Origin of the sequence: Streptomyces sp. NPDC005648 (genome assembly GCF_040605395.1) — a bacterium.
In the GTDB taxonomy this organism is placed as follows: Bacteria; Actinomycetota; Actinomycetes; order Streptomycetales; family Streptomycetaceae; genus Streptomyces.
This window is the reverse complement of sequence record NZ_JBEXCS010000038.1, coordinates 49,174-76,023: the sequence shown is the minus strand read 5'-3', so window position 1 is coordinate 76,023 and position 26,850 is coordinate 49,174. Positions and strand designations below refer to the sequence as shown.

Genomic DNA, 26,850 nt, shown 5'->3' with positions numbered 1-26,850 from the left:
CTCGTGTCTTCTGGGGAACGGTTGTCAGCGGACCGGAGTTCCGTCGTCGCGCAACTGCATCTGGGGCCGGCCGGTCACCAGCAGCCAGGCGGGCAGCGAGGCCAGGCACAGCAGGGCGAGGATGGCGGGCGAGGCCACCAGCACGGCGGCCGTGAAGAGGCTGATCCAGCCATGGCGTGTGGTGGCGAGGAGCATGCCGAGGACGCCCGCGGAGACACCGACCGCCGGATCGACACCGGACACCAGGGCGTGCGCGCACAGCCCGAACGCGCCGCCCACGAAGACCGCGGGGAAGATCCGCCCGCCGCGGAAGCCGCAGCCGGCGGCGACCAGCAGCGCCACGAGCTTCACCACCGCCATCTTCATGAACTCGCCCGCCGACCAGCCGTCGGGATGCTTCGCCAGCTCCGAGATCTGGTCCAGCCCCTTGAAGAGCGTGAGGCTTCCGCCCAGGGCTCCCAGCAGTCCGAGCACGAGCCCGCCGACCGGAAGCGCCACCATGGGGTGCCGAAGGCGTTTGAAGGCGCCGTGCACGTACGGGAAGGCGTACACCGCGCACATACCGAGGACGGCGGCCAGCGAGGCGACCACGAGCGCGGCGAGCAGATCTCCCCAGCCGGGGTGCCGGCCGAGCTGGGGCAGGTCCAGGTCGAGGGTCGGATGCGCCACCAGGGTGGCCGTCATGGCGCCGGCGCCGGCCGCCACCAGCGGCGCGAACACGTTGTCCCACAGCAGCCCGCGCACCTGCCGCCCGGCCAGCGCCTCGGAGATCACCAGCGCCGCCGCGACCGGCGTCCCGAACAGCGCGCCGATCGTCGCGGCCTCCGCCAGCGCCGTCCAGATGCCGTCCGGCATCCGGGGGATCAGCCGCTTGCCCAGCCAGTAGACGAGTCCCACGTTCACCGCGATGATCGGGTTCTCCGGGCCCAGGCTCGGCCCTCCGGCCAGCATCAGCACGGTCGCCAGCAGCAGTCCCGGGAGCACGACGGGCGGCATGGGGGACGCCTGGAGCCCGAGAGTGGCCGGATCGGGGCCCGCGTGCCCCGGCGCCTTCCACACCACGAGTCCGACCGCCACCCCGGTCGCGGTGAGCATGACCAGCATCCACAGGACGGAGTACCGCCCGACGCCCAGCGCGTCCGGCAGGTTCTCCCACAGCACGTGCTGCAGGGATTCCGCGACCGCGCTCACCCCGAGGAACAGCAGGCTCGCCAGTACGCCCACGATCACCGCGGGCAGGACCAACGGCAGCAACAGGCGCGCGGGAGCCGCATGAGCAGCGGGCGCCTGCGGTGCGGTGTCGTGAGCCACGCGATCACCATAAATGGACAAAAGGGACTCGACATCCGGAGCGGGACCTCGCGGACCCCGGCTTGCACCTCACGCGACGTGAGGATCCATGGTGGAGCGCGTACCCAGAAGGGAGCGGAAGCAGTGAGCTACTCCGTAGGACAGGTCGCGGACTTCGCCGGCGTCACCGTGCGCACGCTGCACCACTACGACGCCATCGGTCTGCTCGTCCCGAGCGGGCGCAGCCACGCGGGCCACCGGCGCTACGGCGAGGCCGACCTCGACCGGCTGCAGCAGATCCTGTTCTACCGGGAGCTCGGCTTCCCGCTCGACGAGGTCGCGGCCCTGCTGGACGATCAGGCCACCGGAAAAGCAGACCCGCGCGCGCATCTGCGCCGCCAGCACGAGCTGCTGACCGCCCGGATCGAGAAGCTGCAGAAGATGGCCGAGGCCGTGGAACACGCCATGGAGGCACGCAGGATGGGCATCAACCTCACCCCCGAGGAGCGGTTCGAGGTCTTCGGCGACAAGGACCCCGAGCAGTACGCCGAGGAGGCGGAAGCGCGCTGGGGCGGCACGGAGGCCTACGCCGAGTCGCAGCGCCGGGCCGCCCGCTACACCAAGGCGGACTGGAAACGCATGCAGGCCGAGGTGGACGACTGGAGCGGGCGTTACGCCGCCCTGGTGGCCGCCGGCGCGCCACCGGCCGACGAGGCGGCGATGGACCTGGCCGAGGAACACCGCCTGCACATCGACAGATGGTTCTACGAGTGCCCGTACGCCATGCATGTGTCCCTCGCCGGCATGTACGTCTCCGACGAGCGCTTCAAGGCGTTCTACGACTCCATGCACCCGGGGCTGGCCGAGCACCTCAGGGACGCCATCACGGCGAACGCCTCCCGGCACACCGCGTGACCCCGGCCCGGGGGATCACTCCCGGGCCACGACCACGGCCGTCCCGTAGGCGCACACCTCGGTCCCCACGTCGGCCGCCTCGCTCACGTCGAACCGGAACATCAGCACGGCGTTCGCGCCACGCGCGCGTGCCTGCTCGACGAGCCGCTCCATGGCCTGGTTCCTGGTCTGCACGAGCGTCTTGGTGAGCCCCTTGAGCTCACCGCCGATCATCGACTTCAGTCCCGCGCCGATCTGGCTGCCGAGGTGCCGGGAGCGGACGGTGAGCCCGAACACCTCGCCCAGCACCTCCTGGACGCGGAATCCGGGGATGTCGTTCGTGGTGACGACCAGTACGTCCGGCTGGGGCCCCTGGCCGCCGCCGTATTCATCGATGCCCATAACCCCACAGCTTTGTCCCAGGCGGCCCACAGTGCATCCTGGAGACACCGGTGGAACCTGGGGCGGACACATTGCGTTGATAGCTTTGAGCGCCCGCACAACGGCGCAGGCAGTCCCTTCCCCACCCCTCAGGAGCCCGGAACCGTGATGACGATCGCCCTCGGCCCGAGCTGGCTGGACCCGAACAAGCTTCTGGACACGTTCGGCATCTGGGGCCTGCTTCTCGTCGTCTTCGCGGAGTCGGGCCTGCTCATCGGGTTCTTCCTGCCGGGCGACTCCCTGCTGTTCACCACCGGTCTGCTGATCACGTCGAACCAGCTGGACTTCCCCCTGTGGGGGGCGATCGGCCTGATCTGCCTCGCCGCGGTCCTCGGCGACCAGGCGGGCTACATGTTCGGCAAGAAGGTCGGGCCGTCGCTCTTCAAGCGCCCGGACTCCCGCCTCTTCAAGCAGGAGAACGTGGTCAAGGCCCACGAGTTCTTCGAGAAGTACGGCCCCAAGTCCCTGGTCCTGGCCCGCTTCGTGCCCGTGGTGCGCACCTTCACGCCGATCATCGCCGGTGTCAGCGGCATGAAGTACCGCTCGTTCGTGACGTTCAACATCGTCGGCGGCGTGCTCTGGGGCGCGGGCGTCACCCTGCTCGGCTCCTGGCTCGGCAAGATCGACTTCGTGAACAAGAACATCGAGCTGATCCTGATCCTGATCGTCTTCGTCTCGGTGATCCCGATCATCATCGAGTTCCTGAGGGCCCGCTCGAAGAACAAGAAGGCCGGGCCCGAGGCCCCGGCGCCGCTCCAGCAGGACACCCAGCCGTTCCCCCTCATGGACGACTCGACGACCCAGCTCCGCCGCATCCCGTCCGCGGACCAGCCCTACCCGCAGCAGTACCAGCAGCCCTACGACCCGAACCAGCAGTACGGGCAGCCCCAGTACCCGCAGCAGGAGTACGGACAGCAGTACGGGCAGCCGCAGTACGGCGGCAGGCAGGACCAGCAGTACCCGTACAACCAGAACCAGAACCAGAACCAGGGTTACTAGAAGCCCCGGGTTCGTTTCGCGGCCCTGCGTCCCGCCGCGCCGGCCGCCCCGGGGACCCGCAGGAACAGCCGCGAGATCTCCGAACCGAGATTGACCCCGATCGCGATCGCCATGGCGAGGGACGCCGCCGTGGCCAGCGACACCAGCCCCTTGTCGACATCGTTCTGCGCGATCGCCAGCAGACCGAAGTACGTCGAGGAACCCGGCAGCAGCGGCCCGATCGCCGCCGTCGTGTACGGCAGCGCGGACGCGAACCGGTACCGGGACAGCAGCTGCCCGAACAGCCCCACCAGCCCGGCCGCCACCGCCGTGGAGGCGACCGGCGACAATTCGCCGGGGTAGCGCAGGGCGCCGTAGACACACCACGCCACGCCGCCGTTGAGCGTCACCCACAGCACGGTCGAGCGCTCCTGTTGCAGCAGGACCGCGAAGGTCAGCGACAGGAGCATCGACGCGCCGATCTGCCACCACGGCCGCTCGGCGATGGTGACGGCCGCGTCGGGATTCAGCCTGGCGCCGAGGTTCACCCCGAAGTACAGGACGACCAGCACACCCGTGACGATCCCGACGAACAGGTAGACGACCTCCAGCAGCCGCGCCGACGCCGTGATGTAGAACCCGGTCAGCCCGTCCTGCACGCCCGCCACCAGCGCCCGCCCCGGCAGCAGGGCGAAGAGGCCACCGGTGATGACGGCGGAGGCCTTCACATCGACATGGGCGACCGACAGGGCGATCCCTATGGCCGCCGGTGGCATCGCGGCGACCGTGAACTGGTAGAACTCCGGCAGCCCGCGCCCCGCGCACAGCCACGCCAGGCGGTCGCCGAGCATCGCGCCCAGCATGGCCGCGAAGAAGACGATCACATCACCGCCGACGAGCACGGAGGCGGCGCCCGCGAGCAGCCCGCCGGCGCCCGTCAGGACCCAGGTGGGGTACGGGTGCCGGTTGCGGCGGATCTCCGCGAGACGCCGGTACGCCTCCTCCAGGGAGATATGGCTCTCCGGGTCGCTGAGGTCGTCCACCAGCCGGTACACGGCCGCCAGACGTGTGTAGTCGGTGGCCCGGCGGCGCACCGTCCTGGAGGCCGTCACCGGGTCGTCGACCAGCGACGGCTGGTACGAGATCGACAGCAGCGTGAAGGTGACGTTCGGCTCGCAGCGGTCGAGGCCGTAGGAGCGGCACACCGCGAACATCGCGGCCTCCACGTCCTCCGCGCCCTCGCCGCCCGCCAGCAGCAACTCCCCGATGCGCAGCGTCAGGTCGAGCACGCGCGGGACGGCCGGGCCGCCCTCCTCCGCCTTGGGCCCCGGCTCCGGCGCGGGCCGTTCGGCCACCGGCATGCGCAGCATCGTGCGCATCCGGTCCTGCCAGGGCACGTCCTTGGTGAGGCTGACGGCCGGTATGCCGGTCGCCGGCGTGAAGGCGACGGGGGCCTGTCTGGCCTCGTACGTGCTCGGTGTGCTGAACGCCGACCCCTCGGGTTCGGCGCTCGGCGGCTGCGGGACGTCCAGCCCGCGCGGGACGGCGAACTCGGAGGTGGTCTCCGGCTCGACGACGACCCTGGGGGCCGCGAACCCCGCGGGAAGGGCGAACTCCGAGGTGATCTCGGGATCGAACGTGCTCCTGGCCTCGTCCGACTGCGGCTTGCGGTCCTCCGCCTCCGTCACTTGAGTAACGCTCCCTGTACGACGCGTGCGGCTACGCCAGTATGCGCACAGATACGCGAACGGGCCGCACGCGGTAGGCGTGCGGCCCGGGAAGACTCCTGGGGCTCAGTGGCCGCCGGACTCCTTGAAGCGCTTGTACGACCGCTCGATCTCGACCTCGGCGTCGACCCGGCCCACCCAGTTGGCGCCCTCGACGGACTTGCCGGGCTCCAGGTCCTTGTAGACCTCGAAGAAGTGCTGGATCTCCAGGCGGTCGAACTCCGAGACGTGGTGGATGTCACGCAGGTGCTCCACCCGCGGGTCCGTCGCCGGCACGCACAGCAGCTTGTCGTCGCCACCGGCCTCGTCCGTCATCCGGAACATGCCGATCGCACGGCACTTGATCAGGCAGCCCGGGAAGGTCGGCTCGTCCAGGATGACCAACGCGTCCAGCGGGTCGCCGTCCTCGCCGAGGGTGTTCTCGACGAAGCCGTAGTCGGTCGGGTAGGCGGTCGAGGTGAAGAGTCGACGGTCCAGGCGGATCCGACCGGTCTCGTGGTCCACCTCGTACTTGTTCCGCGAACCCTTCGGGATCTCGATCGTGACGTCGAACTCCACCGGTGGCTCCTCCATGATCAGCACATAGTTCTGGTGGTTAAGTGTCCCTCACGCACGTGTGTGATCGCGAAAGGGGCTGGTGGTCGTGCCTGAACTGAGGCCTTGGCGTGCCGCGAGACCGCATGTGGTGCGGGCCGCGAACGCCGTACGACCACGTCTGGCACGGGCCGCCGGGACCGTACGCCCGCATCTCGAACGAGCCGCGAACGCGGTGCGCCCCCGGCTCGAACGAGCGGCGAACGCCACGCGACCGCGTCTCGAACAGGCTGCGGCCGCCGTGGGACCGCACCTCGCGCGGGTACGGATCACCGGGCCGAAGACCGTCCGGACCTGGCAGTACACCGCGGGCGCCGCCACCGCCGGAGTGGCGCTGGCCGTCACCGTGGTGACCGCCGCCGGCCCCTGGGACTCCTCCGGTCAGCGTACGGCCGAGGCGGACCGCGCGGTCGCCCTGGAAGGCACGGGTGGCGCAGATCACGGCCGTAATACCGATACGTCCGGATCGTCCGACGGGTCGTCCGACACGACCGCGGGGGCGCCCAGGCCGGCCCCGAGCGCCGCGTCCGTCCTGGTCGGTCTCGGAGGCTCCGCCAACACCGTGAAGTCGGCCTCCACCGGCCCGGCCCTGGCCGACGTCCTCGGCCCCCTCCTGGGCGAGGCGGCGCTCGGCACCCACCACACGGCGGCGGTCGTCGACATGGCCACCGGAAAGCGTCTCTACGGCACCGGGGCCGACGACGCCCTCACCCCCGCCTCCACGACGAAGATCGCCACCGCCGTCGCCGCCCTCTCCGCCATGGGCGCCGACCACCGCCTCACCACCCGCACCGAACTGGAACCCGACACCGGGGAACTCGTCCTGGTCGGCGGCGGCGACCCGACCCTCACCGCGCACAAGGAGTCCGACGGCTGGGCGAGCCTGCGCGACCTGGCCGACAGCACGGCGGCCGCCCTGAAGAAGCGCGGCATCGCCAAGGTCACGCTCTCCTACGACACCACCCTGTACACCGGCCCCGCGCTGCACCCCATCGGCGTCAACGACAACCTCGCGCCCGTCAGCGCACTGATGGCCGACGAGGGCCGTACCGACGACTCCATGAGCGGCACGGCCACCCGCGAGACGGACCCGGCGGCGGACGCGGCCCGCGAGTTCGCCGGCTTCCTGGCCGGCCACGGCATCAGGACCACCTCGCCGGGCCCCTCCAGGGCGACCGCCCGCGCCACGGCCCTGGCCTCGGTCTCCTCACCCCCGCTGTCGGCCCTGGTCGAGCGGATGCTGACCAACTCCGACAACGACATCGCCGAGGCCCTGGCCCGACAGACGGCCCTGGCGACGGGGGAGCGGGCGAGTTTCGACGGCGGTGCCGCCGCGATCGACAAGCAGCTGGCGAAACTCCAACTGCCTCTCAAGGGGGCCCGGTTCAACGACGGCAGCGGGCTGAACCGCGACGACCGGCTCACCGCCGACCTGCTCACCGCCCTGCTGGTGAAGGCGGGCGACCCGGCCCACCCCGAACTCCGCCCGGTCCTGACCGGCCTTCCGGTGGCGGGCTTCACCGGCACGCTGACCAGCCGTTACACCGACGGCGCGGCAGGCGTCGTACGCGCGAAGACGGGCACTCTCACGGGCGTCAACACCCTGGCCGGGACGGTCGTGGACCAGGACGGGCGGCTGCTCGCCTTCGCGTTCCTGGCGTCCGAGACGAGCAGCCCCATGGCGGCCCAGTCGGCGCTCGACCGGACGGCGACGGCGCTGGCGGCCTGCGGCTGCCGTTGACAACCGCCCCGCGCACCCCACCCACCCCGCGCGGCCTGCCCCAAGTGCGAACGCTCACGTACGGTTGACGCATGACGAGCATCGGTGGTGCTGCTTCTTCTCAGATGGTCGACTGGAATCTCGCGGTGGCGACCGCGACCCGGCTGGTGCGGCCGGGCCCGGACGTGAGCCGCGACGAGGCCCGTGAGGTCGTCGCGGAACTGCGCCGACATGCCAAGGCCTCGGAGGAACACGTCCGGGGCTTCACTCGTATGGGGACCGAGGAGATCCACGACACCCCGATCCTGGTCGTCGACCGCCCGGGCTGGGTCCGGGCGAACGTCGCCGGCTTCCGGGAGATCCTCAAGCCCCTCCTCGACAAGATGCAGGAGCGGCGCGGCAGCACCCCCGGCGGCGCCGTCCTCGGCGCGGTCGGCGGCAAGGTCACCGGCGTGGAGCTGGGCATGCTGCTGTCCTTCCTCGCCTCCCGGGTGCTCGGCCAGTACGAGACCTTCGCCCCCGCGACCCGCGATCTGCCGGCCGGCCAGAACGGCGGCGGCCGGCTGCTCCTCGTGGCGCCCAACATCGTGCACGTGGAGCGCGAACTCGACGTGCAGCCCCACGACTTCCGGCTCTGGGTGTGCCTCCACGAGGAGACGCACCGCACGCAGTTCAGCGCGGTTCCCTGGCTGCGTGACCACCTGGAGGGCGAAATCCAGTCGTTCTTGGGGGAGACCGATGTCGACCCCATGACCGTCCTGGAGCGCATCCGCGAGGCCGCGCAGTCGCTTGCCGGCGGGCGGCCCGAGGGCGAGGAGGACGACGGCGGGCGGTCCTTCGTCGAAATCGTGCAGACTCCGGCCCAGCGCGAGATCCTCGGGCGGCTCACCGCCGTCATGTCCCTCCTCGAGGGCCATGCCGACTTCGTGATGGACGGCGTCGGTCCGTCCGTCGTGCCGTCCGTCTCCGAGATCCGGGAGAAGTTCCAGCAGCGCCGCGCGAAGGGTGCCTCACGGCTGGACATGGCCCTGCGCCGGCTGCTGGGCCTGGACGCCAAGCTGAGGCAGTACCGCGACGGCGAGCGGTTCGTACGGGCCGTCGTCGACCAGGTCGGCATGGACGGCTTCAACCGGGTGTGGACCTCTCCCAACACCCTCCCCACCAAGTCGGAGATCGCCAAACCGGCGGACTGGGTCGCGCGGGTGCACCGCAAGAGCGAGTCGTGAACGCCGTGGGAAGGTCGTGAACCGAATCCGGCCGACGGCAGGCAAACGCCCCTTCAATCACCCGTCCGAGGGACCGTGAGCCATGGGTGGGCGTGCGATGCTCGGGGAACGCCCCGGTTCTGTCACCATCTACACACTCTGAGTGACCGGCCTCGGGCTCACCCCCCGAAAACTTCATGAAGGGAACCGGACATGGGTCCCCATCCTGCGGTCGCGGCGATACGCCTGGCGGTCCGCCGCGCCCTCCACGACATCCTCAACGAAGCCGGCCGAGCGGCCGCCTACCGCGACACCGCCGCCGACGCTCCTACGACGCCCGGCAGCCGTACGCCCGCGCACGACCCCACGACCGGAGCGGCCACCGCCCCGGTCGACGCCTCGAAGCCGGGCGACGCCCCGCACTCCGGCGGCACCTCGCACTCCGGCGACGCCCCGCACTCCGGCGGCACCCCCCACGAGCACCGGCCCGCCCCGCTCGTGCTCGTGGCGTGCTCCGGCGGCGCCGACTCCATGGCCCTCGCCTCCGCACTCGCGTTCGAGGCCCCCCGGCTCGGCGTCCGGGCCGGCGGCATCACCGTCGACCACGGTCTGCAGCCCGGCTCCGACCTGCGCGCCGAAGAGGTCGCCCTGCGGATGCGCGAACTCGGCCTCGACCCCGTCGACTCCGTCGCCGTCACCGTCGGCCGCGAGGGCGGACCCGAGGCGGCCGCCCGCGACGCCCGCTACGCCGCCCTGGACGCCGCGGCCGCCCGCCACGGCGCCACCGCGATCCTCCTCGGCCACACCCGCGACGACCAGGCCGAAACCGTCCTGCTCGGCCTCGCCCGCGGCTCCGGCATCCGCTCCCTGTCCGGAATGGCCGCGGTCTCGGGGGCCGACGGCCGTTACCGCCGCCCCTTCCTCCAGCTCGACCGGCAGACCGCCCGCAAGGCCTGCATGGTCCAGTCCCTGCCCGTCTGGGACGATCCGCACAACGCCGACCCCGCCTACACCCGTTCCCGGCTGCGCCACGAGGGCCTGCCCGCCCTGGAGAAGGCGCTCGGCAAGGGCGTGGTCGAAGCCCTCGCCCGCACCGCCCAGCTCTCCCGCGACGACGCCGACGCCCTCGACGCCTGGGCCCGGCAGGCCGCGGCCTCCGTGCGCGACACCGAGGGCCTCCTGGAGTGCGCCAAGCTCTACGCCCTGCCGCCCGCCGTCCGCCGTCGCATCCTGCGCCGCGCCGCCATCGAGGCGGGGGCGCCCGCCGGGTCGCTGTTCGCCCGCCACATCGAGGAAGTCGACCGGCTGATCACCGGCTGGCGCGGCCAGGGAGCCATCAATCTCCCGGGCAAAGTCGTCGCCCAGCGCCAGGGTGGCAGACTGGTGATTCGGCAAGGCTGAAACCGGCCCCTGCGGGAGCGGACCCAGAACCCCCTGCGGGGCGGTGCCGGGCAGCCGGCGGCCGTAATGGCGGGACGACCGAAAGTGATGCGGGTGGACGCGAAAGACATGGGTGCCGACCTCAAAGAGGTGCTCATCACCAAGGAAGAGATCGACGCGAAGCTGGTGGACCTGGCCGCGAAGATCGACGCGGAGTACGCGGGCAAGGACCTGCTCATCGTCGGCGTCCTCAAGGGCGCGGTGATGGTCATGGCCGACCTCGCGCGGGCGCTGTCCACCCCCGTCACCATGGACTGGATGGCCGTGTCGTCGTACGGCGCGGGCACCCAGTCCTCCGGTGTGGTGCGGATCCTCAAGGACCTCGACACCGACATCAAGGGCAAGCACGTCCTGATCGTCGAGGACATCATCGACTCGGGTCTGACCCTGTCCTGGCTGATCAACAACCTCGGCTCGCGCGAGCCCGAGTCCCTGAGGATCTGCACCCTGCTGCGCAAGCCCGACGCCGCCAAGGTCGCCATCGACGTCGAATGGGTCGGCTTCGACATCCCGAACGAGTTCGTGGTGGGCTACGGCCTCGACTACGCCGAGAAGTACCGCAACCTCCCGTTCGTCGGTACGCTCGCGCCCCATGTCTACGGCGGCTGAGACGCCCTTGGGGCCAAGCGAGCCTTCTTTGTAGGACGATCGGGAACCCCGGCGGGTTTCACGCCGTTGGAGCTAGCAGAGACGCATCCGACAGCCGTCCGAGCCGCTTCGTGCGACTTCGGGCAACAAAGCTGGGGTACCGTCAGAAGAACTGTCTTATCAAACTCACTATGGCAGGAGGGACGGGGCGACACCGCTCCGTATGGATGGACGTGAAGCGATACTTCCGTGGGCCGGTCATGTGGATCGTGCTGGCCGTCCTTGCCGTGGTCGTGTTGATGCAGGTCGTCGGCTCGTCCGGCGGCTACAAGACGGTGGACACCGGCCAGGTCGTGGCGGCGATCAATGACAACAAGGTCGAACAGGCCAAACTGACCACCGGTGACGAGCAGACCATCAAGGTCCAGCTCAAGGACGGCGTAAAGGTCGAGGGCAGCTCGAAGATCCAGGCGAGCTACATCGGCGACCAGGGCGTGACTCTCGCCAACACGCTGCAGACCAAGTACCAGGACAAGCAGATCCCGGACGGCTACACCGTTTCGCCGTCCAAGCAGAACCCGTTCCTCGGCATCCTGCTCTCCCTGCTCCCCTTCGTCCTGATCGTGGTCGTCTTCCTGTTCCTGATGAACCAGATGCAGGGCGGCGGCTCCCGGGTCATGAACTTCGGGAAGTCCAAGGCCAAGCTCATCACCAAGGACACCCCCAAGACGACCTTCTCCGACGTCGCGGGCTGCGACGAGGCCGTCGAGGAGCTCCACGAGATCAAGGAGTTCCTCCAGGAGCCGGCGAAGTTCCAGGCCGTCGGCGCCAAGATCCCCAAGGGCGTACTCCTCTACGGCCGCCCCGGTACCGGCAAGACGCTGCTCGCGCGTGCCGTCGCCGGCGAGGCCGGAGTCCCCTTCTACTCGATCTCGGGTTCCGACTTCGTCGAGATGTTCGTCGGTGTCGGTGCCTCCCGGGTCCGTGACCTCTTCGAGCAGGCCAAGGCGAACGCCCCGGCGATCGTCTTCGTCGACGAGATCGACGCGGTCGGCCGCCACCGCGGCGCCGGCCTCGGCGGCGGTCACGACGAGCGCGAGCAGACGCTGAACCAGCTGCTCGTCGAGATGGACGGTTTCGACGTCAAGGGTGGTGTGATCCTCATCGCAGCCACCAACCGTCCGGACATCCTCGACCCGGCGCTGCTGCGCCCCGGCCGCTTCGACCGCCAGATCGCGGTCGACCCGCCGGACCTGCAGGGCCGTCTGGAGATCCTCAAGGTCCACCAGAAGGGCAAGCCGGTCGCCCCGGACGTCGACCTCGCGGCCGTCGCGCGGCGCACCCCGGGCTTCACCGGCGCCGACCTGAGCAACGTGCTCAACGAGGCCGCCCTGCTCACGGCCCGCAGCGACCGCAAGCTGATCGACAACTCCATGCTGGACGAGGCGATCGACCGTGTGGTCGCGGGCCCGCAGAAGCGGACCCGGATCATGTCGGACAAGGAGAAGAAGATCACCGCGTACCACGAGGGCGGACACGCCCTGGTCGCGGCGGCTTCCCCGAACTCCGACCCGGTCCACAAGATCACGATTCTCTCGCGCGGTCGTGCCCTCGGTTACACGATGGTGCTCCCGGACGAGGACAAGTACTCGACCACCCGCAACGAGATGCTCGACCAGCTCGCCTACATGCTGGGCGGTCGCGCGGCCGAGGAACTGGTCTTCCACGACCCGACCACGGGCGCCGCGAACGACATCGAGAAGGCCACCGCCACGGCCCGCGCGATGGTCACCCAGTACGGCATGACCGAGCGGCTGGGAGCCATCAAGTTCGGTGGCGACAACACCGAGCCGTTCCTCGGGCGTGAGATGTCTCACCAGCGCGACTACTCGGAAGAGGTCGCCGCGCTGGTGGACGAGGAAGTCAAGAAGCTGATCGAGAACGCGCACAACGAGGCCTGGGAGATCCTGGTCGAGAACCGCGACGTCCTCGACAACCTCGTCCTGCAGCTGCTGGAGCGGGAGACGCTGGGCAAGGAGGAGATCGCCGAGATCTTCGCCCCGATCGTCAAGCGTCCGCCCCGGCCCGCCTGGACCGGCTCCTCGCGCCGTACCCCGTCCACCCGTCCGCCGGTGCTCTCCCCGAAGGAGCTCGCACTGACGAACGGCGCCAACGGTGCCACCCCGGCGATCTCCACCGCCAAGTCGACGGCGACGGAGCATGCCCCGGTGACCGAGTCGGCTCCGGAGGAGCGTCCCGAGAGCTGAGGTCAATTCCGGCCATCGAGACCGGAATGGATGCATGCGCCCCCCAGGTTTTAGCCTGGGGGGCGCGGCATTTGTGGCTGCCGGTAGGTGACATCAGAGGAACGAGGCACGAGATGACCGACCCTGTGACGCTGGACAGCGAGGGCGAGATCGGCGAGTTCGACGAGAAGCGAGCCGAGAACGCCATCCGCGAACTGCTGATCGCGGTCGGCGAGGACCCCGACCGGGAGGGCCTCAAGGAGACGCCGGCGCGGGTGGCGCGGGCGTACAAGGAGATCTTCGCGGGTCTGTGGCAGCGGCCCGAGGACGTGCTGACGACGACCTTCGACCTGGGCCACGACGAGATGGTGCTGGTGAAGGACATCGAGGTGCTCAGTTCCTGCGAACATCACCTCGTGCCCTTTGTCGGAGTGGCCCATGTCGGATACATCCCGTCCGCCGACGGCAAGATCACGGGGCTCTCGAAGCTGGCCCGGCTCGTCGATGTCTATGCCCGGCGTCCACAGGTGCAGGAACGACTCACCACGCAGATCGCCGACTCCCTGATGGAGATACTGGAGCCGCGTGGCGTGATCGTCGTCGTCGAGTGCGAGCACATGTGCATGTCGATGAGAGGTGTCCGCAAGCCGGGGGCGAAGACCATCACGTCGGCGGTCCGCGGCCAGCTGCGCGACCCCGCCACCCGCAACGAGGCGATGAGCCTCATCATGGCGCGCTGACGGCCCTACGCCGCCGAGGCCGCCCCGTTGTTGTGCTCGTCGTCCTCCGGGAGCTTGCAGACGCGCTCCAGGAAGATGGCCGCCGCTATCACCGCGATGCCCGCGACGACCGAGAAGCCGGCGTAGATGGCCTGGTCGCGGCGGGCGGGGATGTCCAGTTGCTCCAGGAGGAAGGCGCCGGTGCCGCCGTACATGCCGGCGACCAGGGCGGCCACCAGGGCGCTGGCCTGACCGAAGACGACCGCGCGGGCCGCCATCAGGGGATCGACGCCCTTGGCCTCGGGGCGGCGCTCGCGCTGGGCCTTGAGACGGGCACGGATCGAGAGCGCCGTGGCCGTGAGGACCACGGCGATCAGGGCGAGGACGATGGGGGCGGCCAGGGGGACGCTGGGGAGGGTCCCGATCGAGTTCCAGAGGCGGGCGCCCGCCCAGGACAGGACGCCGGCCACGACGAAGACTCCGGCCAGCACCCTGATGCGCAGCTCTCTCACGGTGTCCCTTCAACTCCCCCGGGTCGCGGGCTCCTCCCGCGGACCGTGGTCGGTCACCACCCGCGAGCGGTGACCGATCCGACGTCTGTCGTCCTGACCTTAACGACTACTCCGGCAGGTGGAGTTCCAGGTCCTTGCGCGCCTCCACGCCATGGCGGGTGACGGAGTCGATCAGGTCGGCGACCGGACCGAGGCCGGGCAGCTGGGCCTCCGGGTCGACGTCGTGCCAGGGCACCAGGACGAAGGCACGCTCATGGGCGCGCGGGTGGGGGAGGGTGAGCTGCGGGTCGTCGGAGAGGACACCGTCGTAGGCCACGATGTCCACGTCCAGGGTGCGGGCGCCCCAGCGCTCGTCCCGTACGCGGTGGAAAGCCTCCTCGACGGCGTGCGCCCGCTCCAGCAGCGAGGACGGCGGGAGGGTGGTCTTCAGGAGCACGACCGCGTTGAAGTACGAGGGCTGGCTGCCGGGATCGACGCCCCACGGCTCCGTCTCGTACACCGGCGACACGGCCTTGACCCGGACGCCCGGGGTGTCCTCCAGGGCGTCGATGGCGCCCTGGAGGGTCTCCAGGCGGTTGCCGAGGTTCGCGCCGAGGGAGATCACGGCGCGTTTCGGGTTGTGCAGGGTGGTGTCGGCGGCGTCCACCTGCTGCACCACGGAGGCGGGTACCGGCTGAACGGTCGGGTCGCTGTGACCCTCGGTGAAGGACGCGGTCATACTCGGCTCCGGGTGATGGTGACGGTCACGTCGTCGAAGGGGACCGTGATCGGTGCGTCCGGCTTGTGGACGCGGACCTCGACCTCCTGGACCATGTCGTGCTTGAGACAGGCCTGGGCGATGCGCTCGGCGAGCGTCTCGATGAGGTTGACGGGCTCGCCCTGGACGACGGCCACGACCTCCTCCGCCACGATGCCGTAGTGCACGGTCTTCGCCAGGTCGTCGTCGTCCGCGGCCGGCCGGGTGTCGAGCCCGAGGACGAGGTCCACGATGAAGGTCTGCCCCTCCTCGCGCTCCTTGGGGAACACCCCGTGGTGCCCGCGGGCCTTGAGGCCGCGCAGCGCGACACGATCCACGCGAATCACTCCTGCAATCGTCGGTAGCGGCCGGTACGTACCGTGTGCGGGCGGCACCCCGGCCTCGAACGAATCTACCCGCGAGCACTGACAGGGCCGGGCCACGGGGGCACGGGCCCGTGCCGGGGCCAGGAGGGTTCATCGCGTGTTTCCCCTGGGGAACCCGGCGGCTCATGGGTTGGTAGCCGCCCCTACCCGCGCCGTGGTGATTCCAACCACTCATTGGTCCCGGCGGGTGCCGGTGCGTCCCCCGCAGGTGTCCTCGCAGGGTGTCCTCGCAGGGCGCCTACCCCGTCAGGTGGGGGTGTCCTCGTCCTCGGACTCGTCGTTTTCGGCCAGAACGGGGGAGGCGTGGTGGGACCACATCTTCCAGCCGTCGGATGTGCGCCGGAACACGTTCGTGGCGACGACCAGCTGGCCGACGAGCGGGCCCAGCTCCTCACCGCCCTCGGGAGCGGGGCCGCCGCTGAGGATGTTCTCGGTGCAGGTGACGAGCGCGGTGTCGCCGGTCACCGACACATGCACATCGGTGAGGAAGAACTGGATGTAGTCGGTGTTCGCCATGATCAGCGCGTACGACCGCAGGACCTCGCCACGGCCGGTCAGCACCGGCCAGCCGGGGTGCACACAGGAGACCACCCCGACGTCGGCCGGATCGTGGTACTCCTCGTCGACGCCCAGGTCGGACGGGGTGAGCCAGAGCGACGACAGCACTTCGAAGTCGCCGCGCTCCAGGGCCTCGTAGAAGGCGGTGTTGGCGGCTTCCACCTGCTCGACGTCCGTGTGCGGGGCGCTCACCGGGCTCCTTCTGCGCCGGGCGTGGACTGTGACGCGCGCGCCGGGCGGGTGGTGTCCGCGCCGGGAGCGCGATGTGAGGTGGGCGCCGGGCTCGGAGTGACTGCGCCTGGCGCGTGATCTGCGGCTTGCGCTCCGCGCGCGGTGTGGGCTCCCGGCGCGTGTGTCGCGGTGCGCGCCCCTTCCACGGCGCGCGCGACCCGTACCGCGTCGCGCGTCGCGCGCACCTCGTGCACGCGCACCGCCCATGCGCCGGCGTGCGCCGCGAGCGCGGAGACGGCGGCCGTGGCGGCGTCGCGCTCGCGCGCGGGCGGCGGCGCGCTCTGCGGACCGGCGAGGACGCGGCCCAGGAACCGCTTGCGGGAGGCGGCGACGAGGAGCGGGTGGCCGAGGGCGAGCAGCCGGTCCAGGTGGGCGAGCAGCACCAGGTCGTGCTCGGCGTCCTTGGAGAACCCGAGACCCGGATCGACGACGACGCGGTCGGGGGCGATACCGCCCGCGAGGACGGCCTCCACGCGTGCGCGCAGTTCGTCGACGACCTCGGCGACCACGTCGTCGTACACGCCCTTGACGTTGCCGCCCTCCAGGAAGCCGCGCCAGTGCATGACGACGAAGGGGGCGCCGGTCTCGGCCACCGCCGGGATCATCGCCGGGTCGGCGAGGCCGCCGCTGACGTCGTTGACGAGGGCGGCGCCGGCGGCGAGGGACCGGGCGGCGACGGAGGCGCGCATGGTGTCGACGGAGACGGTGACTCCCTCGGAGGCGAGACCGCGGACGACGGGGATGACCCGCTTGAGCTCCTCGGCCTCATCCACACGCGTGGCGCCCGGGCGGGTGGACTCACCGCCGACGTCGACCAGGTCGGCGCCCTCCGCGACCAGCTCCAGACCGTGTTTGACGGCGGCCGTGGTGTCGAAGAAGCGGCCGCCGTCGGAGAAGGAATCGGGAGTGACGTTCACGACTCCCATGACCGCGCACCGGTCCCACTCCGGAAGGCCCGCGACGCGCCCGCGTCCGCTCTGCTTGCTCATGCGTTCAGCGTAGGCCCCGGGCCGTGCCGGGATACGCCACGGCCCGGGCGCGGGCCCCTCGGGCTGGAGGAGAGGGGGCCGCGCCCGGGCCGGTTCCCGGCGCCGTCGGTCACGCCGCGCGTACGTCGCGCTCCGCGACGGCGTGGGTGCACACGGGCTGGGGGGACGGACGGCGGCGCAGGAAGCGCGGGAGCGGCAGGGCGAGGTTGACGAAGCCCTCCGCCTGCATGGCGGCGAAGCCGATGCGCGGCAGGTCCGCGGAGGCGCGGTACACGACGAAGCGGGGCTCCCAGCGCGGGCAGAACTTCGCGTTGAACTTGTACAGGGACTCGATCTGGAACCAGCGCGAGAGGAAGACCAGCAGCCCGCGCCAGGCGCGCAGCACCGGGCCCGCGCCGATCTTCTCGCCCCGCGCGAGCGCGGAGCGGAACATCGCGAAGTTGAGCGAGACGCGGGTGATGCCGAGCTTGGGGGCCGCCTGGAGGGCGGCCACGATGAGGAGTTCGTTCATGCCGGGGTCGGCCGAGCGGTCGCGGCGCATCAGGTCCAGGGAGACGCCGTCGGTGCCCCAGGGAACGAAGTGCAGGATCGCCTTCAGGTCGCCGAACTCGCCGGGCTGGTCGTCCACCTTGTGCGCGGTGGCGATCAGGCAGTCGCCGTCGGACGGGTCGCCGATGCGGCCCAGGGCCATGGAGAAGCCGCGCTCGGTGTCGGTGCCGCGCCAGTCCTCGGCGGCCCGCCGGATCCGCTCCAGCTCGGCCTCGCCGAGGTCACGTACACGTCGTACCCGGGTTTCGTAACCGGCGCGTTCGATGCGCTTGACCATCTGGCGCACGTTGCGCATCGCGCGCCCGGCCAGGGAGAAATCCGCCACGTCCACCACCGCCTCGTCGCCCAGTTCGAGGGCGTCGAGGCCGGTCTCGCGGGTCCACACCTCGCCGCCCGTCTCCGAGCAGCCCATCACGGCGGGCGTCCAGGAATGCGCCTTCGCCTCGTCCATGAAGCGCTCGATTGCGCCCGGCCAGGCCTCCACGTCGCCGATGGGGTCGCCGCTGGCGAGCATCACACCGGACACCACGCGGTAGGTCACCGCGGCCTTGCCGCTGGGCGAGAAGACGACGGCCTTGTCGCGGCGCAGCGCGAAGTGGCCGAGGGAGTCGCGTCCGCCGTGCTTCTCCAGCAGGGCGCGCAGGTGCTCCTCGTCGTCCGGGGTGAGGCGCGCGGCGGGGTGTTCGGGCCGGAAGGCGAGGTAGATCGTCGTGACGGCCGTGAGCAGCCCCAGGGCGCCCAGGGAGAAGCCGACGGTCCAGGAGGTGTTGCCCTGGTAGTCGACGGGGCCCTCGAAGCCGAACAGGCCGTAGAGCACGTGCGTAATGCGATCGGCCAGGCTCGGGTCGCCGATCATGCGATTCGGGTGGACGCTGACGATGATCAACCCGAGGACGAGGGAACCGGCGCCCATGAGGACGAAGTTCGCCAGCGCGCGCCACCTGCTGCGCGGGTCGGGCAGCGACTTGAACTGGTCGCGGTGGCGCAGGAGCGGTGCGAGCAGCGCCAGCGAGATCACCATGCCGATGATCGAGTGGCGGTACACGAACTGCGCCACGGCGCCCGCCGGCAGCAGTGCGACAGCGGCTCGCCACGCGCGCCGCTTGCCCCGCTTCAGGCCGTGCGCGAGCAGCAGCAACAGCACGCCGGCGCTGAGCGAGAGCGCGGCCGCGAACGGGCCGAACGCGCCGGGCAGCACCTCGGCGATCGTGTGCATACGGCTGTGCCTGAAGCGCGGGAAGACTCCCGCGGCGACATCCAGCACGCCGACCAGGTAGCAGGCCCTGGCGACGAGGACAGGGACGACCTCGGGGCGCGGACCTCGCAGTACGCGCCGAGCGTTGCTTGCTCGGGACGGAACCCCGCCCGACATTTCCTCATCTGTCCTGACAGACATCGCATCCCGTTGTTCCGCGAGAGACCTGGACCCGGTGCCGATTCGGGCATCCGGCGACATTGCGCCCTCTAGGACGGTGTCTCGAGGAGGAAGGTTCCAGAGCCTCTTCAAAGCCGGTTCAAAGGCCGAGGAAAGTCCCGGACAAGCCCTCGCGAAAGCGCGGGGGAGCCGGGTGGAAACCGCAGGCAGGAAGCAGGATATGGGTCTTACGAGCAACAAAGTGCTGATGGTGGCAGTCGCGTTCGCCGTGCTGCTGTTCGTCGGCACGGTGTGGCTGTGGCCGCGTCTGGCGCGACGGAACTGGCGTGCCGTCAGTGGTCGCGTGGGTCTGCTGCTCGGCACCCAGCTGGCCCTGTTCGCGTCCGTGGGCCTCGCCGCCAACCAGGCCTTCGGGTTCTACGCCAGCTGGGCGGATCTCTTCGGCCAGGAGAAGGACCAGGGCGTGGTCGTGAACCACACGGCGCTCGGCGGCAGCGGGGGGCCGCTGGAGGTCATAGAGACGGCACGCGTGCGTGGCGCGGGCGGCGCCCCACCGCGGACCGGCGGTGAGGTCCAGAAGGTCGACATCGTCGGCCGTACGACCCACATCGCCACACCCGCGTACGTGTATCTGCCGCCGGAGTACTTCCAGCCGCAGTACCGCACGCGTACGTTCCCCGCCGCCGTCGTCCTGACCGGATATCCGGGCACCGCCCAGGCGCTCGTCGACAAGCTGCACTATCCGAGCACCGCGCAGACCCTCGCAAAGGACGGCCGTATGCAGCCGATGATCCTGGTGATGCTGCGGCCCACGGTGGCGCCGCCGCGGGACACGGAGTGCGTGGACATCCCGGGCGGCCCGCAGACGGAGACGTTTTTCGCCAAGGATCTGCCGAACGCCGTACTCGCGCACTACAGGGTGGGCAAAAGGCCGGGCAGCTGGGGCATCGTCGGTGACTCCACCGGCGGCTACTGCGCGCTGAAACTCGCGATGCACCATCCCGGTTCGTACGCGGCCGGCGTGGGCCTGTCGCCGTACTACAAGGCGCCTACCGACCCCACCACCGGCGATCTTTTCCACGGCGACCAGGCGCTGCGCGACCGGGCCGACCTCTGGTGGTGCCTCAGGCACCTGCCCGCGCCGAACACTTCGCTCCTCGTCACCAGCAGCCGTATCGGGGAAACCAACTACAAGGACACCCTGAAGTTCATCGAGCGTGTACAGGCCACCGGGCTGACCAGGATCTCGTCGATCATCCTCGACAGCGGCGGCCACAACTTCAACACCTGGCGCCGTGAGATTCCGGCGACGCTGCAGTGGCTCAGCGGACGGTTGAGCGATCGTTAATGATCTTGAGCTGAGTGAGGGAATTCGGCGGCCCGCATTTCCTGATGCGCTGTGAACGTTTCGTTATGGCTGTGTTTTTACGGGCCGGGGCGCCAACGGTCGCCTACGCGCGGTAAGTTTCTGGCCATGCCACGTGGACGTCACCGCCATTCCCCACCTCTGCACAGGCTGCTGCCGCCGTCGGCGATAGCCGGCGTCTCCCTCGTCTGCGCCTTCGGTCCCTGGGTCTTCTCCTCCCCGGCCGTGCTCCGTGTCGTCGCCGCTTTCGCCGCAGCGACGGCGGTCGTCGGCGCGGCCGTGATGCGCCGCTGGGACGCGCAGGCCGGCAAGCAGGTGGCCGACCTCACGCGCGCGCGTGCGAGCGACGAGTGGCGGCACGAGGAGCGGGTCGCCGAGCTGGAGACCGACCTCGAGGAGTCCCGCGAGCTGCGCGCCAAGCTGGAGCAGCGGCTGCGGGCCAAGCGCGCGGAACTGGCGGGTCTGCGCAACGAGCACGCGGCACTGCTGCGCCGGTACGCGACCGCGGAGACCGAGCGCGCGAGCGCCCTGGAAGGCCGCCGTCTGCTGGAGATAGAGGCCGGATCGCCCGATACGCGCGCGTTGGTGCCGGTTTCGGCGGACGCGCAGGAGCCCGAGGAGCCGCAGGAGTCGGCCGCCGGGGCCGGCACCGGGGCTGTGGCTGCCTCGGTGGAGGCCGCGCGGGCGGATGCCGAGGGCGCCGACGAGGACGAGAAGGTGGAGCTGCCCGGGATCTTCTCTCCCGAGGGCTCGAAGCTGTTCCTGCGGGCCAAGGCGGCGCTGAAGAAGTTCGACGGGGACGGTGACGGTCCCTCGGCGGACGACGGAGGCGACGACGGGGACGACGACGCGGATGTGGCGAGCGACGCGGGAGTCACGGACACCGATGACACGGACACCGCTGACACCGAGGTGACCGCCGACGCCGAGGGCGACGCGGACGGCACCGACCCCGAGGACGACGGCTCCCCCCAGGGCGACGGCCCCTCGAAGGGCGAATCCCCGAAGGGTGACGGCCCCTCCAAGGGCGAGTCGGTGCGGGTGAAGGCCGGTTCCGACGCCGTCGCGGCCGAGCCGGTCGCGACCGGTGCCGTCGCCACGGAGCCCGCCGCGGGAGCGGCCCAGGTCGGCACCCTCGCCGAGGCCGCCTCCGCCGACACGGAGGCCGCGACGCAGGAGGACGAGGCGGAGGGGCAGCCCGAGGCGGTCGACGGGCATGAGCGCGCGGCCGCCACGACCTCTGCCCACCTGCCGGTCCTGTCCGGGCAGTCCGCCCAGCCGGTCCGGCAGCCGTCCGGGCACTTCGTGGAGCCGACCGCGGTGGCCGTCGTACCGGCCGCGCCCGTGCGGCGCCCGGCGGTCGAGGGCGGGTTCGACTTCTTCGGCACGAAGAAGGACCCGTCGCCCGCCGACCTGGAGGCCGTGCAGAACGAGGACCTCGCCGACGTCGTCGGCCAGGAGGCCCTCGCCCTCCACAAGGCCGAGACCGAGGCGGAGTTCAAGCCCGCCGACGAGGAGTCCCGCGGCGTGGGCCAGGTGATCGACCTGACGGCCCACGACGAGACGGAACAGATCAACCTGCAGAGGCTGCGGAGCGCGGTTTCCTAGCGCGTTCCGCCGGCCGGTCTACGCCATCCACCGGTCCGGCAGTGCGTCGCGCCGTCCCGTCCGGGACCGTTCCGCCTGCGCCCGCAGCAGCTCCGCCGCCTCCTGAGCGTCCCTCAGGCGGGCCGTGACGGTCTTGTTGGCCCCCGTGTCCACGTGCACGTCCGCAACCCGCCACAGCCGCTCCCACGGCCCCTGAACCAGCCGTACGCTCTGCACCTTCGCGTGCGGCACGAGCGACAGGCGGCGCCGCAGCAGGCCGTGCCGGGCGGCGAACACCGTGTCGGTGACGGCGAGTCCGTATCCGCGCCACCACACCGGCACGCACCGTCCGGCCCGTCGGGGCGGACGCGCCAGGTCGGCGGCCGACGGCACCGTCACCCCGGGAAGCACGCGCGCGATGACGGCCTCCGCGACCTCGCGGGGAGCGACCGGTACGAGTACCGAGTTGGACGATCCGGCCACGTCCAGCTCCACCCGCACCCATCCGCGCCGCCGCCACAGCAGCGGCTCCACGATCCGCACGGTCTGCACCCGCCCGGGCGGCACGGTCTCGTGGGTACGGTCCAGCAGCCCGTGGTCGATGCGCAGCCCGTCCGGCGACTCGCCGACCGTCCAGTCGTACTCGCCGACGAACCGCCCCACACTGCTCGCTCCCGCCGCGCCCAGCAGGGGCACGCCGGTCGCCAGGACGGTCCACACGCTGTGGGTGGCGAACCACAGCACGGGCGGTACGACGAGGGCGGCGGCGAGGGCGCCCCAGGTGGCGCCCGTCAGCACGAGGGAGATCGCGAGGTGGAGTGGGGGCGTTCGGAGTAGTTCGCGCGCCGGTGCTTCGCCGACTTCGTGCGCCGTCTCGGGCGCGAACCCGGCGGCGCGCGCGAGTAGTTCCGCGCGCAGCGCACGCGCCTCCCGCTCCCCGAGGAAGGCCAGCTCGTCCTTCTTGTCGGTGCCTATGACATCGAGTTTGAGCTTGGCCACGCCCGCCACGCGCGCGAGGAGCGGCTGGGTGACGTCGACCGCCTGGAGGCGCTCCAGGCGGATGTGCGCGGTGCGGCGGAACAACAGGCCGGTACGTATGCGCAGTTCGGTGTCCGTCACCGCGAAGTGCGTGTACCACCAGCTGAGGAAGCCGTACAGGGCGGCGACCGGCACGAGCACGGCGAGCGCTATCAGGAGGGTGGTCGCCGTCAGCCGGGCCAGCTGGCGCTGCGCCTGATCCGGGTCGTGCACGGCCCACCCGATGAGCACCGCGACCGGCGCCCAGGCCCGCCTGAGGGGAGTGACGGGGTGCAGCCGCCGCTCGGTGACGGGGTCCTTCCCGAGCACGGCGTCCTCGACGCCCGGCGTGGTCACAGGCCCGCCGATCGGGCCTCGCCGAGCTCGGTGAGCCGGTCGCGCAGGCGTTCCGCCTCGGCCGGGTCGAGGCCCGGGATGGTCGCGTCGGTCGCGGCGGCGGCCGTGTGCAGCTGCACGCTGGCCAGCCCGAAGTACCGCTCGACGGGCCCCGAGGTCACCTCGACCAGCTGCATGCGCCCGTACGGCACCACGGTCTCCTCGCGCCACAGCACGCCCCGGCTGATCAGGAGGTCGTCGGCGCGCTCGGCGTACCGCCACGAGCGCCAGTTGCGGTCCAGCAGCACCCAGCCCCAAGCCATGAGCGCGAGCGGCAGCAGGGCGAACGCGGCCCACACCGGGCCGGCGAGCAGGCCGAGCAGCAGCCCCAGAGCCAGGGCGATCACCCCAAGCCACACCACCAGCAACAGGCGTCGCATCCGCAACAGTCCGGGCGGCAGTCCGCGCCACACCGGCTCCGTGGTCTCGTCCCCCGTCGTCCCCGCGTTCGGCGGGCTCCCCGTTTCCATACGGCCAGCGTACGTAGGACAGACTGTGTCCATGACTCCTACGACGGAGACCATGGTCGGTATCGGCGGCGCCGCGGAGAGCACCGACATGGTGCTCAACATCGGGCCGCAGCATCCGTCCACGCACGGCGTACTCAGGCTGCGCCTGGTCCTGGACGGTGAGCGCATCACGCGCGCGGAGCCGGTGATCGGCTATATGCACCGCGGCGCGGAGAAGCTCTTCGAGGCACGCGACTACCGCCAGATCATCATGCTCGCCAACCGCCACGACTGGCTGTCGGCGTTCTCGAACGAGCTGGGCGTCGTCCTCGCCGTGGAGCGCATGCTCGGCATGGAGGTGCCCCTGCGCGCGGTGTGGACGCGCACGCTGCTCGCGGAGCTGAACCGGGTGCTCAACCACCTGATGTTCCTGGGCTCCTATCCGCTGGAGCTCGGCGGGATCACGCCGGTCTTCTACGCGTTCCGGGAGCGCGAGGTCCTCCAGAACGTCATGGAGGAGGTCTCCGGCGGCCGTATGCACTACATGTTCAACCGCGTCGGCGGCCTCAAGGAGGACCTGCCGGCGGGCTGGACGGCACGCGCGCGTGCCGCGGTCGCCGCCGTGCGCTCGCGCATGGACCGGTTCGACGACCTGGTCCTCGGCAACGAGATCTTCCGTGGGCGCACGCGGGGCGTGGGGGCGCTCACGCCGGAGGCCGTGCACGCCTACGGCGTGAGCGGGCCCATCGCGCGCGCCTCGGGCGTCGACTTCGACCTGCGCCGCGACGAGCCGTACCTGGCCTACGGCGAGCTGCGGGACACCCTGAAGGTCGTCACCCGGCAGGAGGGCGACTGCCTCGCCCGCTTCGAGGTCCTCCTGGAGCAGACCCACAACGCCCTCGACCTCGCCGACGCCTGCCTCGACCGCCTCGCCGAGCTCCCGCCCGGGCCGATCAACCAGCGGCTCCCCAAGGTCCTGAAGGCACCCGAGGGCCACACCTACGCCTGGACCGAGAACCCCCTCGGCATCAACGGCTACTACCTGGTCAGCAAGGGCGAGAAGACCCCGTACCGGCTGAAGCTGCGCTCGGCCTCCTACAACAACATCCAGGCCCTGACGGAGCTGCTGCCGGGGACGCTGGTCGCGGACATGGTGGCGATCCTCGGGTCGCTGTTCTTCGTGGTGGGCGACATCGACAAGTAGGGAGGAGGGCGCGTTGCCAGGGGGCGCGCGCCCGGGTCTGTCCGGCGTGGTCGGGTCAGTCGATGAGCGCGTCCGCGATTCCGACCGGCTGCAGCAGCCAGCCGAAGTCGCCGAGGCCGCCTGGAGCGGTGAGTTCGGCGGCCTCGCCGGCGCTCGCTAGGGCGCGTACGTAGGCCGCGGGTTGTGAGGAGGCCAGTGAGAGCGGGGGGCGTGCGCCGCTGATGCCCAGGGCGCGCAGGGCGTCGCGCTGCCGCAACAGACGCGCGCGGGGGACACCCCGCGCCGCCGAACACGCCGCGCACACCCCATGATCGACTTCCGCCCACGCCCCGCACGTCCCCACCTCCGCGCCTCCACCCACCGTGCGCGGTCCTGCCCCAACGCCCTCGCGCGCCGCCTGTTCCCCGCCTCCGCTTGCCGTGCGCGCCGTCTGTTCCCCGCCTCCGTGGGCTCCTGGCGCAGCGCGTCGATCCACCAGGGGCGCCCCCGGCTCCTCGTCCCCGCGCGCCGCGTGTGCCTCCACCTCCGCGCCTTCGCGGCGCGCTGTGCGCGGCCCTGGATCAGCGCCGGCGCGCGCCGTGTGCGCCGCTGACTCGACGTCCTCGCAACCCTCGTGCGCCCCAGGACTGGCATCTCCGCGCGCCGTGCGCGGCCCTCGCTCCGCCCCTTCGTGTGACCCGCACGCCCCCGGATTGGGGCATTCGCGCGCCGCTTCCCCCCACGCCTCGCGCGCCGCCTCACCGCCCGTCGCTTCCCCCCGCGCCGCGAGTGCCGCCTCACCGTGTGCGGCGCATGCGTCCAGGGCGACGTGCGCTGTGATGTCGCATGATCCGTCCGGGACGGGGCTCGTCTCGTGACCCGCGCGGAAGCCGGTGAGCGTTCCGAACGGGGGGCGGGAGTCCAGGGTGTGGGCGTAGTCGACGGCGACGGCGAGGCCCCGGTCGAGCGACGAGACGGCGTCGGCCCATGCCTCGTCCCTGGGCAGCCCGATCTCGGCCCGCGATCCCTCGGCATGACTTCCACCGCCCAGCCCCTCGGGCCCGCCCCATGGCCACCACCGGGCGAGCCACTGCGCCTCCGCGCCCCCGATCTCCTCGCCGAGCCGCTCCGTGCCGTCCCGTCGCACGAGCACCCGGCGGGCCATGCCCCGCGAGTCCACCTCGGTGATGTCCAGGGGCACGTTGTCCAGCCACTCGTTGGCGAACAGCAGTCCGGTGATGCCGCGCGGCGGCTCCGGCAGCCACTGGATGCGGGCGTCGAGCCCGGCGGGTCGGTCGGCGCGTTCGACGGCGTACGCACGCACGCGTGCGGACACCTCGGCCGGGAGCGCGGCCAGGACGCCGGTGACCAGTTCCCCCCGCCCCGCCGCCATGTCCACGAAGTCGAGTCGGGCGGGGTGGGAAAGGGCTTCGTCGACCCGGCACAGGAGGCGGGCGACGGCGTCGGCGAACAGCGGGGAGGCGTGCACGGACGTACGGAAGTGGGCGGCCGGGCCCTCGGGGCTGCGGTAGAAGCCGTGCGGGCCGTACAGGGCGGCCTCCGTCGCCGCTCGCCAGCCCTGCCAGTCGTCGCCCGTCGTCTCTCCCGTCACCGGCCCAGGCTAAGCGCACGGGAGAACGCACTCTCCACCTTGCGGAGTACGCGCGCCCGGTC

General features: G+C 71.1%; 23 protein-coding genes and 2 pseudogenes. 11 read left to right on the top strand and 14 right to left on the bottom strand.

The window, feature by feature from the left end; translation table 11 throughout:
* Nucleotides 1-24: 24 nt before the first annotated feature.
* Nucleotides 25-1,311, bottom strand: coding sequence for an ion channel protein (locus ABZT17_RS22470; protein ID WP_356351309.1), 1,287 nt, complete (start codon nt 1,309-1,311; stop codon nt 25-27).
* 123 nt (nt 1,312-1,434) lie between these two features.
* Between ABZT17_RS22470 and ABZT17_RS22465 the strand changes: the two genes are divergently transcribed.
* Entirely contained in the window at nt 1,435-2,205 is a 771-nt protein-coding gene (locus ABZT17_RS22465; RefSeq protein WP_356351308.1) for a MerR family transcriptional regulator, read from the top strand.
* Between the two features lie 15 nt (nt 2,206-2,220).
* Here ABZT17_RS22465 and ABZT17_RS22460 read toward each other — a convergent pair whose 3' ends face one another.
* Nucleotides 2,221-2,586, bottom strand: coding sequence for a YbjQ family protein (locus ABZT17_RS22460; protein ID WP_356351306.1), 366 nt, complete (start codon nt 2,584-2,586; stop codon nt 2,221-2,223).
* A gap of 144 nt (nt 2,587-2,730) precedes the next feature.
* On the opposite strand from ABZT17_RS22460, the gene ABZT17_RS22455 reads away from it, so the two are divergent.
* Nucleotides 2,731-3,624 carry a VTT domain-containing protein gene (locus ABZT17_RS22455; RefSeq protein ID WP_356351305.1) on the top strand — a complete coding sequence of 298 codons (894 nt, stop codon included), beginning with the start codon at nt 2,731-2,733 and terminating at the stop codon, nt 3,622-3,624.
* Here the strand turns inward: ABZT17_RS22455 and ABZT17_RS22450 are convergent.
* Complete coding sequence (locus ABZT17_RS22450) at nt 3,621-5,291, bottom strand: threonine/serine exporter family protein (protein WP_356351304.1); 1,671 nt, start codon at nt 5,289-5,291, stop codon at nt 3,621-3,623. The two genes, ABZT17_RS22455 and ABZT17_RS22450, sit on opposite strands and share 4 nt — an antisense overlap.
* Nucleotides 5,292-5,396: 105 nt before the next feature.
* Nucleotides 5,397-5,888, bottom strand: a complete 492-nt coding sequence (locus ABZT17_RS22445) for an inorganic diphosphatase (protein WP_194078292.1) — start codon at nt 5,886-5,888, stop codon at nt 5,397-5,399.
* A 79-nt stretch (nt 5,889-5,967) separates the two neighbouring features.
* On the opposite strand from ABZT17_RS22445, the gene dacB reads away from it, so the two are divergent.
* The 6 genes from dacB (at nt 5,968) to folE (ending at nt 13,863) form a co-directional block, all read left to right on the top strand.
* Nucleotides 5,968-7,665 carry a D-alanyl-D-alanine carboxypeptidase/D-alanyl-D-alanine-endopeptidase gene (dacB, locus tag ABZT17_RS22440; RefSeq protein ID WP_356351302.1) on the top strand — a complete coding sequence of 566 codons (1,698 nt, stop codon included), beginning with the start codon at nt 5,968-5,970 and terminating at the stop codon, nt 7,663-7,665.
* Nucleotides 7,666-7,736: 71 nt separating this feature from the next.
* Complete coding sequence (locus ABZT17_RS22435; protein WP_356351300.1) at nt 7,737-8,870, top strand: zinc-dependent metalloprotease; 1,134 nt, start codon at nt 7,737-7,739, stop codon at nt 8,868-8,870.
* 192 nt (nt 8,871-9,062) lie between these two features.
* Nucleotides 9,063-10,250, top strand: a complete 1,188-nt coding sequence (tilS, locus tag ABZT17_RS22430; protein WP_356351299.1) for a tRNA lysidine(34) synthetase TilS — start codon at nt 9,063-9,065, stop codon at nt 10,248-10,250.
* An 87-nt stretch (nt 10,251-10,337) separates the two neighbouring features.
* Nucleotides 10,338-10,898, top strand: a complete 561-nt coding sequence (hpt, locus tag ABZT17_RS22425) for a hypoxanthine phosphoribosyltransferase (protein ID WP_356351320.1) — start codon at nt 10,338-10,340, stop codon at nt 10,896-10,898.
* 206 nt (nt 10,899-11,104) lie between these two features.
* Nucleotides 11,105-13,144: an ATP-dependent zinc metalloprotease FtsH gene (gene ftsH, locus ABZT17_RS22420; RefSeq protein ID WP_356351297.1), complete on the top strand. Its 2,040-nt coding sequence runs from the start codon at nt 11,105-11,107 to the stop codon at nt 13,142-13,144.
* Between the two features lie 113 nt (nt 13,145-13,257).
* The gene (gene folE, locus ABZT17_RS22415; RefSeq protein ID WP_356351296.1) at nt 13,258-13,863 is read left to right on the top strand and encodes a GTP cyclohydrolase I FolE; all 606 of its coding nucleotides are present in this window, start codon (nt 13,258-13,260) and stop codon (nt 13,861-13,863) included.
* A 5-nt stretch (nt 13,864-13,868) separates the two neighbouring features.
* On the opposite strand, the gene ABZT17_RS22410 is transcribed toward folE, so the two are convergent.
* The 6 genes from ABZT17_RS22410 to ABZT17_RS22385 form a co-directional block, all read right to left on the bottom strand.
* A complete protein-coding gene (locus ABZT17_RS22410; RefSeq protein WP_356351295.1) occupies nt 13,869-14,354 on the bottom strand; it encodes a DUF3180 domain-containing protein in 486 nt (161 codons plus the stop codon).
* A 106-nt stretch (nt 14,355-14,460) separates the two neighbouring features.
* Nucleotides 14,461-15,072 carry a 2-amino-4-hydroxy-6-hydroxymethyldihydropteridine diphosphokinase gene (folK, locus tag ABZT17_RS22405; protein WP_356351293.1) on the bottom strand — a complete coding sequence of 204 codons (612 nt, stop codon included), beginning with the start codon at nt 15,070-15,072 and terminating at the stop codon, nt 14,461-14,463.
* On the bottom strand, nt 15,069-15,428 hold the full coding sequence (folB, locus tag ABZT17_RS22400; RefSeq protein WP_356351291.1) for a dihydroneopterin aldolase: 360 nt from the start codon (nt 15,426-15,428) through the stop codon (nt 15,069-15,071). Before folB ends, folK begins: the two co-directional genes overlap by 4 nt.
* A 294-nt stretch (nt 15,429-15,722) precedes the next feature.
* Nucleotides 15,723-16,226, bottom strand: coding sequence for a nuclear transport factor 2 family protein (locus ABZT17_RS22395; protein WP_356351289.1), 504 nt, complete (start codon nt 16,224-16,226; stop codon nt 15,723-15,725).
* A complete protein-coding gene (gene folP, locus ABZT17_RS22390; protein WP_356351288.1) occupies nt 16,223-17,254 on the bottom strand; it encodes a dihydropteroate synthase in 1,032 nt (343 codons plus the stop codon). The genes ABZT17_RS22395 and folP overlap by 4 nt, the downstream gene beginning before the upstream one ends.
* 109 nt (nt 17,255-17,363) lie before the next feature.
* Nucleotides 17,364-19,175 carry a phosphatidylglycerol lysyltransferase domain-containing protein gene (locus tag ABZT17_RS22385; protein ID WP_356351287.1) on the bottom strand — a complete coding sequence of 604 codons (1,812 nt, stop codon included), beginning with the start codon at nt 19,173-19,175 and terminating at the stop codon, nt 17,364-17,366.
* A 223-nt stretch (nt 19,176-19,398) separates the two neighbouring features.
* On the opposite strand from ABZT17_RS22385, the gene ABZT17_RS22380 reads away from it, so the two are divergent.
* Both ABZT17_RS22380 and ABZT17_RS22375 read left to right on the top strand, forming a co-directional pair.
* Nucleotides 19,399-20,526, top strand: a complete 1,128-nt coding sequence (locus ABZT17_RS22380; protein ID WP_356351286.1) for an alpha/beta hydrolase-fold protein — start codon at nt 19,399-19,401, stop codon at nt 20,524-20,526.
* A gap of 126 nt (nt 20,527-20,652) precedes the next feature.
* Entirely contained in the window at nt 20,653-22,152 is a 1,500-nt protein-coding gene (locus ABZT17_RS22375) for a hypothetical protein (RefSeq protein ID WP_356351285.1), read from the top strand.
* Nucleotides 22,153-22,170: 18 nt separating this feature from the next.
* On the opposite strand, the gene ABZT17_RS22370 is transcribed toward ABZT17_RS22375, so the two are convergent.
* Nucleotides 22,171-23,505: a PH domain-containing protein gene (locus ABZT17_RS22370; RefSeq protein WP_356351284.1), complete on the bottom strand. Its 1,335-nt coding sequence runs from the start codon at nt 23,503-23,505 to the stop codon at nt 22,171-22,173.
* Complete coding sequence (locus ABZT17_RS22365; RefSeq protein ID WP_356351283.1) at nt 23,502-24,014, bottom strand: PH domain-containing protein; 513 nt, start codon at nt 24,012-24,014, stop codon at nt 23,502-23,504. The genes ABZT17_RS22370 and ABZT17_RS22365 overlap by 4 nt, the downstream gene beginning before the upstream one ends.
* A gap of 31 nt (nt 24,015-24,045) precedes the next feature.
* Here ABZT17_RS22365 and ABZT17_RS22360 point away from each other — a divergent pair, with 31 nt between their 5' ends.
* Complete coding sequence (locus ABZT17_RS22360; protein ID WP_356351281.1) at nt 24,046-25,197, top strand: NADH-quinone oxidoreductase subunit D; 1,152 nt, start codon at nt 24,046-24,048, stop codon at nt 25,195-25,197.
* A 55-nt stretch (nt 25,198-25,252) separates the two neighbouring features.
* Here the strand turns inward: ABZT17_RS22360 and ABZT17_RS22355 are convergent.
* Together ABZT17_RS22355 and ABZT17_RS22350 are read right to left on the bottom strand one after the other, a co-directional pair.
* A pseudogene (locus tag ABZT17_RS22355) lies at nt 25,253-25,471 on the bottom strand (hypothetical protein); the annotation flags it as partial.
* Between the two features lie 507 nt (nt 25,472-25,978).
* Nucleotides 25,979-26,788: pseudogene (locus ABZT17_RS22350) on the bottom strand (SAM-dependent methyltransferase); the annotation flags it as partial.
* Nucleotides 26,789-26,850: the final 62 nt, after the last annotated feature.

Bases quoted from the DNA above. Each gene is read 5' to 3' on its own strand.
- ABZT17_RS22460 (WP_356351306.1), bottom strand. From the start codon at position 2,586: ATGGGCATCGATGAATACGGCGGCGGCCAGGGGCCCCAGCCGGACGTA.
- ABZT17_RS22435 (WP_356351300.1), top strand. From the start codon at position 7,737: ATGACGAGCATCGGTGGTGCTGCTTCTTCTCAGATGGTCGACTGGAAT.
- tilS (WP_356351299.1), top strand. From the start codon at position 9,063: ATGGGTCCCCATCCTGCGGTCGCGGCGATACGCCTGGCGGTCCGCCGC.
- hpt (WP_356351320.1), top strand. From the start codon at position 10,338: ATGCGGGTGGACGCGAAAGACATGGGTGCCGACCTCAAAGAGGTGCTC.
- ftsH (WP_356351297.1), top strand. From the start codon at position 11,105: ATGGACGTGAAGCGATACTTCCGTGGGCCGGTCATGTGGATCGTGCTG.
- folE (WP_356351296.1), top strand. From the start codon at position 13,258: ATGACCGACCCTGTGACGCTGGACAGCGAGGGCGAGATCGGCGAGTTC.
- folK (WP_356351293.1), bottom strand. From the start codon at position 15,072: ATGACCGCGTCCTTCACCGAGGGTCACAGCGACCCGACCGTTCAGCCG.
- folP (WP_356351288.1), bottom strand. From the start codon at position 17,254: ATGAGCAAGCAGAGCGGACGCGGGCGCGTCGCGGGCCTTCCGGAGTGG.
- ABZT17_RS22385 (WP_356351287.1), bottom strand. From the start codon at position 19,175: ATGTCGGGCGGGGTTCCGTCCCGAGCAAGCAACGCTCGGCGCGTACTG.
- ABZT17_RS22380 (WP_356351286.1), top strand. From the start codon at position 19,399: ATGGGTCTTACGAGCAACAAAGTGCTGATGGTGGCAGTCGCGTTCGCC.
- ABZT17_RS22375 (WP_356351285.1), top strand. From the start codon at position 20,653: ATGCCACGTGGACGTCACCGCCATTCCCCACCTCTGCACAGGCTGCTG.
- ABZT17_RS22365 (WP_356351283.1), bottom strand. From the start codon at position 24,014: ATGGAAACGGGGAGCCCGCCGAACGCGGGGACGACGGGGGACGAGACC.
- ABZT17_RS22360 (WP_356351281.1), top strand. From the start codon at position 24,046: ATGACTCCTACGACGGAGACCATGGTCGGTATCGGCGGCGCCGCGGAG.